The sequence below is a fragment of the Gammaproteobacteria bacterium genome, from assembly GCA_024235095.1.
Taxonomy (GTDB): Bacteria; Pseudomonadota; Gammaproteobacteria; order Competibacterales; family Competibacteraceae; genus UBA2383.
Window position 1 is genome coordinate 1,833,351 of record JACKNC010000001.1, and the last position, 13,068, is coordinate 1,846,418.

The window sequence follows — 13,068 nt, forward strand, 5'->3', positions numbered from 1 at the left end:
GGAAATCAGCCTAGCGCCCGGACTTGGACAATCGGCTGTTTCCGGCCATCCACCAGGTGAATGGCGCAAGCCAAGCAGGGATCGAAGGAATGCACGGTGCGCAACACTTCCAGCGGCAATTCGGCGTCGGCCACCGGATTATCCATCAGCGACGCTTCGTAAGGTCCAAGTGCATCATTATCGTCCCGCGGACCCGCGTTCCAGGTGCTCGGCACCACGGCTTGATAGTTCTTGATCTTGCCGTTCTCGATCACCGTCCAGTGTGACAATACCCCGCGCGGCGCTTCATGATAACCAAAGCCGCGAATCTCTCCCTTGGGAAACACAGGCCGATTAAAGGTCGCAAAATCCCCTTTGGCAATGTTGTCGATCAGCAATTGCCACTGATTTTGCAACGACTCCAGCAACACCGCGCAGCGCACCGCCCGCGCGGCAATCCGGCCAATGGTGGAGTGCAACGCTTCCACGGGAATTTGCGTACCGGCCACCGTACTGGCAATTTCCAGCACCCGGTTGAGATGGCGCTTGGTCGGTTCATGACCGGCAGCCACCATCGCCAGCACATTGGCCAACGGTCCGACTTGTGCGCGCTGATCGTAGAAGGTTGGCGCTTTCACCCAGGAATACTTGCCATTATCCTGGAAGGTCGTGTGCTTGGGATTGGTTTGCCCGTCGTAGGGATGCAGGGCTTTGTCACCACCCTGATACTCATACCAGGCATGTTTGACGCTTTCCTTGACCCCGTCGCGGAAATAGCCGTCCTGATAACTGGTGATCGGCTTGAACTGCGCGACATCGCCCTTGGGAATAAAGCCGCCCGGTAATTCAAACTGTGTCCCTTTCGTATCCAGCGGCAGATCCGGCACCGACAGATAATCGGTGACCCCGGCTCCGTATTGCGTCCAGTCGGCGTACAGCGCGCCAACCGCCGCGACATCGGGAATCATCGCCTGGTTGACAAACTCGCCGAGCTTATCAATTTCCGCCTTGATGGCGAACAGCCGCTCCAGTGTTAGCGTCGATTGGCTGTCCGGGTTAATCGGATTCGCTACGCCGCCCACCGCCAGGTTTTGAATATGCGGAGTCTTGGAACCCAGAATCGCCACAATCCGGTTGGCGATACGCTGATATTCCAGCGCCTGCAAATAGTGCGTCGCCGCCAGCAGATTCACTTCCGGCGGTAGTTTCATCGCCGGATGGCCCCAGTAACCGCTAGCGAACACCCCCAGTTGCCCTGTGCCAACAAACGCCTTGAGCTTGTCCTGTACTTGGCGAATTTCCGGCAGGCTGTTGCGCCGGTAGTCGGACAGCGTCGCTCCGAGTTTCGCCGCGCCTTCGGGACTGGCCGATAACGCCGAAACGATGTCCACCCAGTCCAGCGCCGCCAACTGGTAGAAATGCACGATATGATCGTGAATCCCGTGGGCGGTGATGATCATATTGCGGATGTATTGCGCGTTCAGCGGTACGTCCAGATTCAACGCATTCTCCACCGCCCGCACCGAGACGATGGCGTGCACTGTCGTGCAAACGCCGCAGATACGCTGAGTGAACAGCCAGGCGTCGCGCGGATCGCGGCCTTGTAGGATCGTTTCAATGCCGCGCCACATTTGCCCGGACGACCAGGCGTTGGCGACTTTGCCGTTCTCCACCTCGCAATCGATGCGCAAATGACCCTCGATGCGGGTGATGGGATCGATAGTAATACGGGTCACGACGGCCTCCCGGCTTTGGCAGTGCGGCCGGGCAACACCGGCAGCGTTTTAATGAAAATGAGATAGAGCATGATTTCCAGACACACCACGCCGACGGTGATCATCAGCTCCGGCGCGGAGGGAAAATAGGTCCAACCATTGCCCGGATTAACCGCCAGCAGGTAGCCGTTCATCCGGTACAGGGAACCGGCGGCCAGCAGGCTGATCGTCGCCAGGAAGCGCAGCCGGGTGTTAGCGCAACGACGTTGCGAGGCGAGAATGGCGATGGGCGCGGCGAACAGCGCGGTTTCGATCAGGAACAGAATGCTGTACCGGTCAAAGTTGAAGGCCAGCCCCAGTTGCCCCCGCGCCAGCAGATCGCCGATGCGCACGATCAGGAACAACACGAGTAACCCGGCGACCACCCGCGACAGCTTGGTGAGTAGCGCGGCTTCAGACGGCAGCTTGAAGGAGCGTTGCACCAAGGTCGCTTCCAGCATCACTACCCCGTAGCCCATGGCCAGCGCCGAAATCAGAAACAGCAACGGCAACCATTGTGTGTACCAGAGCGGGGACAATTTGGAACCCATGATCAGCAGCACCGACCCTAACGAGGATTGATGCATGGTCGGCAGCAACACCCCCAGGGCGATGAACACATACATGTAGCGGCGCAGGAAAACCTGGAATTTATCCAGATTAAACCGCTTCTTGACTGCCAGCGGCATGCGCTCCAGAAACGCCGGCCAGAACTCGATCCACAGCACGGTGATATAGGCCATGACGCACAGCGCGACCTCGAAGATGACCGAGTTTGGCTGCGCGTACCAGGGCAGCAGCAGATTAAAGGCGTTCCAGTAGCGGCCCAGGTCGATCATCACCGCCAGACCGGCCAGGGTGTAACCGAAGACCCCACCGAGCAGAGCCGGACGAATCAGCGGATGGTAAACATTGCGGTTGAGAATGTAGACCAGCAGGGCCATGGCGAAGCCGCCACAACCGAAGGCGGTGCCGATCACCACATCCAGCACCACCCAGGTGCCGATGGGATAGCCGTTGCTCATGTTCGATACGTCACCCATGCCGAACAGGAAGCGGCGCAGAATGAAGTAGCCGCCGATCAGCACCAGCAGGCCCAGGAGCATGAACGGTTTGGTGACAATGCGACCACCGAGCGGCTGATGATTCTCCAGAACCGGATCCGGAGATTCGGCAACCGGGTGTAAGACGCTCATCGCGAATCCTCCTCATCGTCAGTCCGGGTCGGGTCTTCGTCGTGATAGACTTTGGCGCTGCGCCGGGCCAGCACCACCAGTCCGCCCAGCAGGGCCAGCGGCGCGATCATGCCTTTGTAAAGGGTATGCTGCATACCCTCGGAAACCGCTGCATAGGAATGGTCGGGCAGTTCCGGCAGACCCAGTTTCTGGTGGGGTACGCCGGTCAGATAACGCACTTGGGTGCCGCCCGCTTCTTTCTCCCCGTAGAGGTGCGGCTGGTATTTGCCAATCGGCGCTTCATGACCGGGCCGGTCGCCGCCCAGCTTGCCACGCGGGAAGGTGTAGGTCTCCCCTGGTTTGGCAGCCAGTCGCCGTTCTGCCTCAGCCTGCAGGTCCTCGACCAGGCCAAACAGCGAAGCACCGGTCGGACAGACATCGCAACAGGCCGGGAGCTTGCCTTGCGCTTGTAAATGGTTGCAGAACTGGCACTTGGAAATCCGGCCAAAGGGTTCGTCGAATTGATATTGCGGAACGTTGAATGGGCAGCCATAGACACAATACCGGCAACCGATGCAGGCGTTGGGGTTATGGGTAACAATGCCGGTGACGGGGTTCTTCTGCATGGCGCTGACCGGACAGACCGAAATGCAGGAAGGATCGACGCAATGCAGACAATGGCGCTTAACGAAGGCATAGCCGTCCTCTTCACGATCTTTTTGAGACATCGCGCCATTCTGGTAGACGCGGATCACGTTCAGCGTCTTTCCGGAAATATCCTCGGCGGTATCCCAAGTTCCTTCGTTCCAGGCCGCCAGCGACGCCGGTTGCTCAGCGGGCATCCCGTTCGCTTCTTTACAGGCGCTGACGCAAGCCTTGCAACCCACACACAGCGTGGAGTCATACAACATGCCCACCGCTTTCGGCGGCAAGGTTTTCGGTTCGCGCGGCCCAAAGGCTACCGCTTCACTGACCGGTGCAGCAACTGCTGCCGCCGTGGTCGCAAGGGCGCCCGCCGCGCCGCGCAGAAATTGACGGCGATTCGGATCCATGACGTTCCCTCCCTAGTGCTGCTTGTCGGAAGAGTTAGATGAGGCTCCCTGACCACCCGCTTCGTCCTCATCCTTCATGCCGCGCAACGCCATCACCCCAGCGCCAACGCCCAGTCCGGCGATACCGGCGACAATCGCCGCCGCTGCGGGGGTGACGCCTTCGCCTTTGGCCGAATTCACTGCGGGGAAAGCGGTTGGCGGAGCAAACGTTTTGACATCCGCCAATGCATGAAGGGGCTTGGTGAACCCGATGCCCTCCTCGGTGCAACCGAAGCAGGGATGACCGATGCCCACCGGCCAGTTGCCCTCGCCGACATCGCCAAAACCAATGGCCGGGCAGTTGGCGTGCGTCTCCGGTCCCTTGCAACCGATCTTGTACAGGCACCAGCCCTGGCGATGGCCGAAATCGCCATATTCCAGGGCGAAGCGTCCAGCATCAAAATGCGGTCGTCGCTCGCAATTCTCATGAATCAAGCGACCATAGGCGAAGCGTGGCCGGTTCTTTACATCCAGTTCTGGCGGTTTGCCCAAGGTCAGCAGGTAAAGAACAGTGGACAGGAAGTTATAGGGATTGGGTGGACAACCGGGAATGTTGATGACTGTTTTGCCCGGCAATACTGCTTGCACCGACTTCGCTTGAGTAGGGTTAGGATCGCTGGAAGGAATGCCGCCCCAGGAGGCGCAAGAGCCGATGCTGATGATCGCCGCTGCGCCTTCCGCTGCTTCCTGTACCGCTTGCAGAATCGGCTTGCCAGCGACCATGCAGTAGACGCCGCCGTCCTTCGTAGGAATCGAACCGTCGACCACCAGGACATATTTGCCCCAGTTCTCCTTCATCGACTTGGCCTTATAGGCTTCGGCCTGATGACCAGCGCCGGAACATAGGGCCTCGTGGTAATCAAGGGAGATCATGTCCAGGATCAGGGTTTCGAGCGTTGGATGGTAGGCGCGCAGCAACGACTCCGTGCAACCGGTGCATTCCTGCGCCGACAGCCAGATGACCGGTGGCCGTTGCGGCGCGGTCGCCGCTTGCGCAATGCGCAACCCCATGAACGATGACAGGCCCAGTGTCGCAGCGATCCCGGTGCAGTATTTCAGGAACTCACGGCGGGTCAGTCCGCCTAGCGCGCCTTCGTAACCATCGAGATTCCGGATTGTACCGGACGCCAAATCGATATCATCGACAAAACCCATGACCATGTTCTCCCCCGCAGGATTCGACCACGGCAAAAGGTAACGCGAGATTTAGGGAATCATTTGATGATCGTCAATTTTTAAAGATTTTTTATAATGCGGGATATGCTCACGCTAAGAAGCTGTTGAAAAGCCGGTCTTCGTTTTAGTAGGTTACAATTAGGTACCCCCCCGGCCCTGCCGGGGAATGGTTACTATCGCTAGAGCATATTCAATTCCAGCTTGGCGCGCATTGACATGAGTTCGGGTGTCCACGGCGGTTCCCACACCAGTTGGACATTGACGGATTCCACGCCGGCTACATGGCGAACGGCGTTTTCCACCCACTCCGGCATCGAACCGGCCACCGGGCAACCAGGGGCGGTCAGGGTCATTTCAACATCCGCATGATTGCCTAGCGGATCGACATTCAGGCCGTAGATGAGTCCCAGTTCGTAAATATTGACGGGAATTTCCGGATCATAAACAGTTTTTAGCGCATCAATGACCCGAGCTTCCATCTCGTCGGCGTCGGGAATCGTTGCGGCAGTGGACATCGCGGTCATGCAGGGTCTCCTTAAAGACAGTTTACTCAGTCGCTACTGCTTCTTTACGCTCTTCCAGCGCAGCGCGCACCGCGTGCCAGGCCAGCGTGGCGCACTTGACCCGGCTGGGATAGTCGCGCACCCCCGCTAATACGCTAAGTTTGCCTAATCCTTTCGGGCATTCGCATTCCGTGGTGACCACATCATGGAATGCATCAAACAGATGTTCGATTTCCGCAACCGGCTTGCCCTTGAGCGCTTCGGTCATCAGTGAAGCCGAAGCGCTGGAAATCGCGCAGCCGGCGCCCTGAAAGGAGATATCCTGGATGACGCCATCCTCGATATCCAGATACACGCTGATCCGGTCGCCGCACAGCGGATTGACGCCATTGGCGTGATGCGTTGGCTGCGGCAGGATGCGGAAATTCCGGGGCCGTTTGTTATGGTCCAGGATCACTTCTTGGTAGAGATCGCGCAGATCATTCATAGTTCGAACATTTCCTTAACTTTCCAAAGGGCCGCGACCAGGACGTCGACCTCGTCGCGCGTGTTGTAGACGGCAAACGATGCCCGTGCAGTGGCGGGAACACCGTAATGCTGCATCACTGGTTGAGCGCAATGATGGCCCGCGCGGACGGCGACCCCCTCACGATCGAGAATGGTGCCGATATCGTGAGGGTGAACCCCGTCCAAAGTGAACGCCGCCAGCGCCGCCTTGTCTCGCGCCGCGCCCATGATATTGAGGCCCGGGATGTCATTCAGCCGGGCCGTGGCGTAATCCAGCAACTCTTGCTCGTGAGCGGCGATTCGTTCCAGGCCAATGGCGTTCACCCAGTCCAGCGCCGCGCCCAACCCGATCACACCGGCAATGTTCGGGGTGCCGGCCTCGAATTTGTTGGGCAGGTCAGCGTATTCGGTTTTTTCAAAAGTGACCAAGCTGATCATATCGCCGCCGCCCTGATAAGGCGGCATCGCGTCCAGCAGCGCCTTCTTACCGTACAGGACGCCGACGCCGCTCGGTCCGTAAATCTTGTGCGCGGAAAAGGCGTAAAACTCGCAGTCCAGTTCGCACACGTCCACCCCCAGATGGGGAGTCGATTGCGCCCCGTCCACCAGCACCGGAATGCCTCGGGCGTGAGCCATTGCAATCAGTTGCCTGGCCGGATTCAGGGTGCCGAGCGCGTTGGAGAGATGCACGAAGGCGACGAGTTTCACTGGCCCGTCATCCAGCAACCGTTCGTACTCCTCTAGAATCAGCTCGCCGGCATCAGTAAACGGCGCTACTTTCAGTTTGGCCCCGGTGCGTTCGCACAGCAGTTGCCAGGGCACAATGTTGGAGTGATGCTCCATGCCGGTAATCAGAATCTCATCGCCGGCTTTGACGGTCTGACCGCCGAAACTGCTGGCGACCAGATTGATGCTCTCGGTCGTGCCTCGGGTGAAAATGATTTCCTGCACGCTGGCGGCGTTCAGAAAGGCTCGCACTTTCTCCCGCGCCCCTTCATAGGCGGCGGTGGAGCGCTCTGACAACAGATGAACGCCGCGATGAATGTTGGCGTAGTAACCGGTATAACATTCGCTGACAGTATCGATCACCGCCCTGGGTTTCTGCACTGAGGCGGCATTGTCCAGATAGACCAGCGGCTTGCCATGCACTCGTTGGCGCAGAATCGGAAAATCGGCGCGGATACGGGCAAGGTCCAGTTCTTCCAACGAGGGAGTCACCGATGGAGCTATGGAATGCAGGGCGCTCATATCGTTCATTATTCCTCCGTGATATCCAGCGTCAGACGCTCAGCGAGCAAACGGCTCAGGCGCTCGCGCAACGGCGTCAGGCGAATTTGGTTCAGGCTGTCATTGGCGAAGGCATGGACCAGCAGGGCGCGGGCCTGATCGGTGGGAATGCCCCGGGCGCGCAGGTAGAACTCCGCGTCGGGATCGAGAAAACCGGTACTGGAGCCGTGGCTGCATTTCACATCATCGGCCAGAATTTCCAGCCGGGGATTGGCGTTGGCGTGAGCCTGTTTGGACAGTAGCAAATTGCGATTCAACTGGCGCGCATCGGTTTTCTGGGCGTGTTGGCGAACGTGGATCATGCCATCGAATACGGTCTGCCCCTTGCCGTCCAGCACACTCTTGAATATCTGCTCACTGGCGCCATGCGGCTGGGCGTGTTCGATCCGAACATGGGTATCGCTAAATTGCGTATCGCGCACCAAGGTCAGGCTATTGAGGCTGCAATGTGCGCCTTCGCCGTCGAGCAGCGCCTGCAAATCGGTGCGGGCCAACTGACCGCCAATGGAGAGCAAATGAAGGTTCGCCTGGCTATCACGATCCTGCTGAACCCGGACACCGCCTAGATGGAACGCCTGTGGTGACTCTTCCTGAATCTTGTGGTAATCCAACACCGCCCCAGCGCCGAGTTGCAACTCAGTCACCGGCGCGTTCAGGTAACGCCCTGCTCCGCGATACTCAACGACTACCGTGGCCTGAGCATGGTCCTCCAGCACCAGCACCAGCCGCGGATGAACCGCGTTATCGTCGCCGGTGGCGTAAAACACCACATGAATGGGCGCATCGACCACCGTTTCACGCGGCAGGTGGACAAAAACGCCATCTTCCCAGAAGGCGCTGTTGAGCAGAGCAAAGGCGTGATTTTCCAATCCCGGTAACCGATTCATGGCGGGTTCAATCCGTTCCGGATGGGTCAATAGCGCTTGGCCGAGACTGGCGACCAACGCCTGGTTGGGCAGTTCGCGCAACCGCGACAGGCCAGGGGCAAAGCGGCCATTGACGAACGCCAGCCGATGCGTTGGGGTATCCAGCGCCGGCAGTGCTTGAGCATCGATTGCTGCATTGGCCGGTTGCCGGAAAGCAATGGCCTGCAAGGCGTTCAGCTCGGTCAGCCGCCAGGCTTCCTGCTGGCGGGTCGGCAAACCGAGCGCCTCGAAGCAATCAAACGCCATGCGGCGTGAACGGGCAATCGCATCCGGTTCATGGCGGTTGGCCATGAATTCGGCAAACCGCTGGCGGTAGGGATCGGAGAACAATGGGGCGACGTTGGTCATAACATGCGCCTCAAGCCGCCCGGCGCGCCCGGCCAGGTTCTTCGTTGTACAGCGCGTACCCCTGTTTCTCCAGTTCCAGCGCCAGGTCCTTGCCGCCAGAACGAGCAATCCGGCCATTGACCAGGACGTGAACATGATCCGGCACGATGTAATCGAGCAGGCGCTGATAATGGGTAATCACTAGAAAGCCGCGTTCTGGACCGCGCAAGGCGTTGACCCCGTCAGCGACGACTTTCAGGGCGTCGATGTCCAGTCCCGAATCGGTCTCATCCATAACAGCGAACCGGGGTTGCAGCACCGCCATCTGAAAGACTTCATTGCGTTTTTTCTCGCCGCCGGAGAATCCTTCGTTGACCGAACGCTTGAGCATGGATTCGTCCATTTTCACCAGTTCCATGCGTTCGTGAACCAGGTCCCAGAACTCCATGGCGTCTACCGGCGGTTCGCCGCGATATTTACGTACTGCGTTGACCGCCGCTTTGAGGAAATACAGGTTAGCGACGCCGGGAATTTCCACCGGATACTGGAAGGCCAGAAACAGCCCTTCACAGGCGCGGATTTCCGGGTCCATTTCCAGCAGGTTCTTACCCTCGAAAAGAATTTCACCCTCGGTGACGGTGTAGCCTTCCCGTCCGGCAATGATATTCGCCAGGGTGCTTTTGCCCGAGCCGTTCGGCCCCATGATGGCGTGGGTTTCGCCGGGATGGATGGCCAGGTCAATACCCTTGAGGATCTCCTGGCCCTCGACGGTGACGTGCAGATTGCGAATGTCCAGCATGGCGTGTTGGGTTCTCCCTGGTTCAGAAGCCTTGCGGTCGGCAGGGCGGATCTAATCGGTACTGGATTAGTACTATTTATGCGTAGAATAGTTCCAAACAACGGGTTTGCCAAGCCGTCAGCAATGACTTGCCGCCGACCTTGCGAGCAACGCTATGAGTTATACCGTTTCTCGATAGGTTTTGAATTCCGAATTCCCCCCTTTAGCAAAGGGGGGTGAGGGGGGATTTGAGGCGCGGCCTGTCGAAATCCCCCCCGGCCCCCCTTTTTCAAAGGGGGGAGACTCTGCAGTAATGTCATTGAACATAATGGGAATGGGTATTAAATCAGCGCCGAACCGGCTTTAGTCTTCATCCCCGGTTGATCGGCGAGTCTGCTTCTTTTCCCCGATGCGCCGCTTTTCGGCGACCCGGCGTTCTTTGGCAGCGCGGGAGGGTTTCCGTTTCAAACGTGGCTTGGGGATTTCCGTCGCTTTCTGAATCAGGGCGGCCAGGCGATCAATGGCGTCCTGGCGGTTGCGCTCTTGGCTGCGAAAGCGCCGGGCGGTGATGAGCAACTCCCCGTCCTTGTTCATGCGGCTGCCAGCCAGGGTGAATAACCGCGCTCTGACTTCATCAGGCAAGGCCGGGGAATGCGCGGCGTCGAAACGCAGTTCCGCCGCCGTGGCCACCTTGTTGACGTTCTGGCCACCGGGGCCGGACGCCAGCTTGAACTGAAATTGCAGTTCGTTTTCGTCAAGCTGGATGGTGGGCGTGACGATAATCATGGTGACGGGGAATTCCTCTCGTCTATCGCGTTGAGGAATGCAAGCGCGGCGGCTTCGTCGGTTTCAATGGCGATTTCGACGGTGCGTTGGGCGGCGTTGAGGAATTGGGCGGCGCGACGCTTGGCCTTTCGGGCGGCAAGTATGCTTGATCTTGTTTGCTCAGCGGTACTGGTTCAGTCCAGTTATAATTTAACCTCTTTTATGGCTCTTCGAGGGTTTTTGTGGAGCAACCCAACCGGCGAGCTGACTATAAAACTAACCAATTGATCTTGAAAGAGGTATGGCCCACTTGGTGGGCTGATCTCCGGTCATACGGGCCGATTCCACAGAAACCCTCGAAGAGCCTTTAAAGATGAGTAGCTTGGCGTTGAATAATCTCTGATGATGCGTCAGAACCCCTGTCCCTTACGGGACAGGGGCGACAATGCCGCTTCAGCTTACAGGCAGAGCGACTTGCCCTTGGAACCCAGATCAGCAAAAGCTTCGTCCAAGCGGGCAATCATGTTCTGTTCTGCTGCACGCAGATACTTGCGCGGATCATAGAACTTCTTGTACGGCTTGTCGGTTTCCGGGTCGACCTGATACAGGAACGCCTTGGGATTCTCGGTGACGAACTTGCCAATCGCTTCCGAGTAGGCGAATTGCAGATCCGTATCGATATTCATCTTGAACACCCCGTAGCTGACCGCCTCGGTGATTTTTTCCTTCTCCGAGCCGGAGCCACCGTGGAACACCAGATTCAGCGGCTTCGCCGCGGTCTTGTGTTCCTTTTCAATCAGCGCCTGGGAATTATGGAGAATTTCGGGTCGCAATTGAACATTGCCGGGCTTGTATACCCCATGCACGTTGCCAAAGGACGCAGCGACCGAGAAATGGCCGATGGGCGACAACCGCTCGTAGGCCTGCAACACATCTTCCGGCTGAGTGTACAAGTGCGAATTGTCAGCGCTTGCATCGTGTTCACCATGACCAATGCCATCTTCCTCGCCGCCGGTGACGCCGAGTTCAATTTCCAGGCTCATGTTCAGCGGCGCCATACGGGTCAGAATCCGCGCACACTCGCTGAGATTAAACTCCATCGGGTCTTCGGAAAGATCCAGCATGTGTGAACTGAACAGCGGCTTGCCATTCTGCTTGAAGTACGCCTCACCATGATCCAGCAGCGCCTCAACCCAGGGAATCAGACCTTTATTGGCATGGTCGGTGTGCAGCACCACGCAAACCCCATAGTGTTCGGCCAACAGATGAACATGCATCGCTGCCGACACCGCGCCCAGCACCTTGGCCTTGAAACCATCCTTCATCCCCTGTCCAGCGTAGAACTGCGCGCCGCCATTGGAAAGCTGAACAATGACATCAGACTGGTTCTTGGCGGCGGCTTCCAGAACCGCGTTGATGGTGCTGCTGCTGGAGACGTTGACTGCCGGTAATGCATAACCGCCTTCCTTAGCCGCGTTGACCAGGGTCAGATAATCCTTGCCGGAAACCACGCCAGGTTTAAGCTGTGCCATGAGAAAATCCTCTTGCTTGCTAGGGTGAGTGAAATCGCTTGACGAAGAATAATCGTCATCCCGACGCCAAGGGCTGAATGACGACCTCGGAATTCAGTATAGCCTTTGCGCCGCCATCGTAGTAGCCATGTTCTCAAGGTTGGAGGGGTCAGCGTTCAAATCCCTGTTATTGGAAAAGGGGTCTATCTAATGCCAATCAGCGCCAGCAAGACGACAATGATGATGCCGGCGCCTATCAGTCCACCTATTAGAATCTTGTTGAATCGTGCGGCTCCGGGCATCCGCAACGCTAGACCCTCCAGGGTTTGCCGCATCTCTTCCAAAGTGTACGCCTGTTCCTGAATTTGTTGCTCGCTTTCACCCAGACGTTGTTCATGATCATCCAGGACATGCGCGCTTTCCAGGCTTTCCAGCGCCGCCAGCCGTTCGTGCAAGGTTACCATCTGACCATGCAGCTCGCGAAGCACCGGGTCGAACTTGGCAAATTGCTCGGCCTGCGCACTCAGCCATTTTTCCAGGGCCGCCAGCCGTTCCCGGTCGGTGCGCAGGGCTTCGGCGCTGCGCGTGCGTTCTTCGCTGAATTGTTGCTCCAGCGCGCCAATCCGTTCGTTCACTTTGGTCAGGGTCGCGAGCGCGGTTTCCCGCTGGGATTGTTCCTGTTTGTGCAGGCTGGTCAGCGTATCGATGTGTCCATTAATTTCCTGGGTTTGCTTCCGGGAGCGTTCAGTCAGCGCCGCCAGATCACGGGTATGCGCATCCAGTTGTTCCCGAGACTTCACCGACTGCGTTCTAAACGTCTTCTCCAGGTCCGCGCTGGTTTGTCGAATGCTCTGCAGTTCCTGCTGGAACATGTTCAGAGTCCCGGTGACTTCATCAATCTGCTGACCATGCGTTGCGTGGGTCTCGCGCAGCGTGCTCATGCCGTCCCGGGCCTCCTGAAGCTCCTGGCGAAGGGCGCTCATAGCCGCAGCGAGTTCATCCGCCCGCTGGCCGCTGGCCTGACCCGCTTCACGCAACGCCGCCAGGTCATCTTGCACGCTTTGCATTTGCTGGCGAACCGCATCCAGCGCGGCCATCATTTCATCGGCCCGTTGACCGTGCGTGGCGCAGGCGTCGAGCAAAGTCGCCAGTTCATGCTGGGTTCCCTGAAAGCGTTCGCGAATCACTTCCAAAGCATGGTTAAGGGGATCGTCATGCGTACTCATTAGCATCCTCAATACAGGTGGGGTATTGCATTAGTTTAATCGTTTCCGAACCATGATTCCGAA

Annotated in this window: 12 protein-coding genes; all 12 read right to left on the reverse strand. The window is 58.1% G+C overall.

Translation table 11 applies throughout. The annotated features are described in order from the left end of the window. Positions 1–5: 5 nt before the first annotated feature. Positions 6–1,715 (reverse strand): nickel-dependent hydrogenase large subunit, encoded by a 1,710-nt coding sequence (locus H6973_08125; GenBank protein MCP5125590.1) that lies wholly within the window; start codon positions 1,713–1,715, stop codon positions 6–8. Then, positions 1,712–2,929 carry a Ni/Fe-hydrogenase cytochrome b subunit gene (hybB, locus tag H6973_08130; GenBank protein MCP5125591.1) on the reverse strand — a complete coding sequence of 406 codons (1,218 nt, stop codon included), beginning with the start codon at positions 2,927–2,929 and terminating at the stop codon, positions 1,712–1,714. The genes H6973_08125 and hybB overlap by 4 nt, the downstream gene beginning before the upstream one ends. After that, entirely contained in the window at positions 2,926–3,960 is a 1,035-nt protein-coding gene (hybA, locus tag H6973_08135) for a hydrogenase 2 operon protein HybA (protein ID MCP5125592.1), read from the reverse strand. Before hybA ends, hybB begins: the two co-directional genes overlap by 4 nt. A 12-nt stretch (positions 3,961–3,972) precedes the next feature. Beyond that, the gene (locus H6973_08140; GenBank protein MCP5125593.1) at positions 3,973–5,154 is read right to left on the reverse strand and encodes a hydrogenase small subunit; all 1,182 of its coding nucleotides are present in this window, start codon (positions 5,152–5,154) and stop codon (positions 3,973–3,975) included. Positions 5,155–5,354: 200 nt separating this feature from the next. Next, the gene (locus H6973_08145; protein MCP5125594.1) at positions 5,355–5,699 is read right to left on the reverse strand and encodes an SUF system Fe-S cluster assembly protein; all 345 of its coding nucleotides are present in this window, start codon (positions 5,697–5,699) and stop codon (positions 5,355–5,357) included. A 22-nt stretch (positions 5,700–5,721) separates the two neighbouring features. Then, a complete protein-coding gene (locus H6973_08150) occupies positions 5,722–6,165 on the reverse strand; it encodes an SUF system NifU family Fe-S cluster assembly protein (GenBank protein ID MCP5125595.1) in 444 nt (147 codons plus the stop codon). Further along, a complete protein-coding gene (locus H6973_08155) occupies positions 6,162–7,382 on the reverse strand; it encodes a cysteine desulfurase (GenBank protein ID MCP5125596.1) in 1,221 nt (406 codons plus the stop codon). The genes H6973_08150 and H6973_08155 overlap by 4 nt, the downstream gene beginning before the upstream one ends. A 59-nt stretch (positions 7,383–7,441) precedes the next feature. Next, entirely contained in the window at positions 7,442–8,746 is a 1,305-nt protein-coding gene (gene sufD, locus H6973_08160) for a Fe-S cluster assembly protein SufD (GenBank protein MCP5125597.1), read from the reverse strand. 10 nt (positions 8,747–8,756) lie between these two features. Beyond that, complete coding sequence (gene sufC, locus H6973_08165; protein MCP5125598.1) at positions 8,757–9,524, reverse strand: Fe-S cluster assembly ATPase SufC; 768 nt, start codon at positions 9,522–9,524, stop codon at positions 8,757–8,759. 342 nt (positions 9,525–9,866) lie between these two features. Beyond that, on the reverse strand, positions 9,867–10,289 hold the full coding sequence (gene arfB / locus H6973_08170) for an aminoacyl-tRNA hydrolase (protein ID MCP5125599.1): 423 nt from the start codon (positions 10,287–10,289) through the stop codon (positions 9,867–9,869). Positions 10,290–10,726: 437 nt separating this feature from the next. Beyond that, on the reverse strand, positions 10,727–11,800 hold the full coding sequence (gene fbaA / locus H6973_08175; protein MCP5125600.1) for a class II fructose-bisphosphate aldolase: 1,074 nt from the start codon (positions 11,798–11,800) through the stop codon (positions 10,727–10,729). A gap of 182 nt (positions 11,801–11,982) precedes the next feature. Continuing rightward, positions 11,983–13,005: a hypothetical protein gene (locus tag H6973_08180; protein ID MCP5125601.1), complete on the reverse strand. Its 1,023-nt coding sequence runs from the start codon at positions 13,003–13,005 to the stop codon at positions 11,983–11,985. Positions 13,006–13,068: the final 63 nt, after the last annotated feature.

Excerpts from the sequence above, each read along its gene's own strand:
- hybB (MCP5125591.1), bottom strand. The coding sequence starts at position 2,929 with ATGAGCGTCTTACACCCGGTTGCCGAATCTCCGGATCCGGTTCTGGAG.
- hybA (MCP5125592.1), bottom strand. The coding sequence starts at position 3,960 with ATGGATCCGAATCGCCGTCAATTTCTGCGCGGCGCGGCGGGCGCCCTT.
- H6973_08140 (MCP5125593.1), bottom strand. The coding sequence starts at position 5,154 with ATGGGTTTTGTCGATGATATCGATTTGGCGTCCGGTACAATCCGGAAT.
- H6973_08145 (MCP5125594.1), bottom strand. The coding sequence starts at position 5,699 with ATGACCGCGATGTCCACTGCCGCAACGATTCCCGACGCCGACGAGATG.
- H6973_08150 (MCP5125595.1), bottom strand. The coding sequence starts at position 6,165 with ATGAATGATCTGCGCGATCTCTACCAAGAAGTGATCCTGGACCATAAC.
- sufD (MCP5125597.1), bottom strand. The coding sequence starts at position 8,746 with ATGACCAACGTCGCCCCATTGTTCTCCGATCCCTACCGCCAGCGGTTT.
- sufC (MCP5125598.1), bottom strand. The coding sequence starts at position 9,524 with ATGCTGGACATTCGCAATCTGCACGTCACCGTCGAGGGCCAGGAGATC.
- arfB (MCP5125599.1), bottom strand. The coding sequence starts at position 10,289 with ATGATTATCGTCACGCCCACCATCCAGCTTGACGAAAACGAACTGCAA.
- fbaA (MCP5125600.1), bottom strand. The coding sequence starts at position 11,800 with ATGGCACAGCTTAAACCTGGCGTGGTTTCCGGCAAGGATTATCTGACC.
- H6973_08180 (MCP5125601.1), bottom strand. The coding sequence starts at position 13,005 with ATGAGTACGCATGACGATCCCCTTAACCATGCTTTGGAAGTGATTCGC.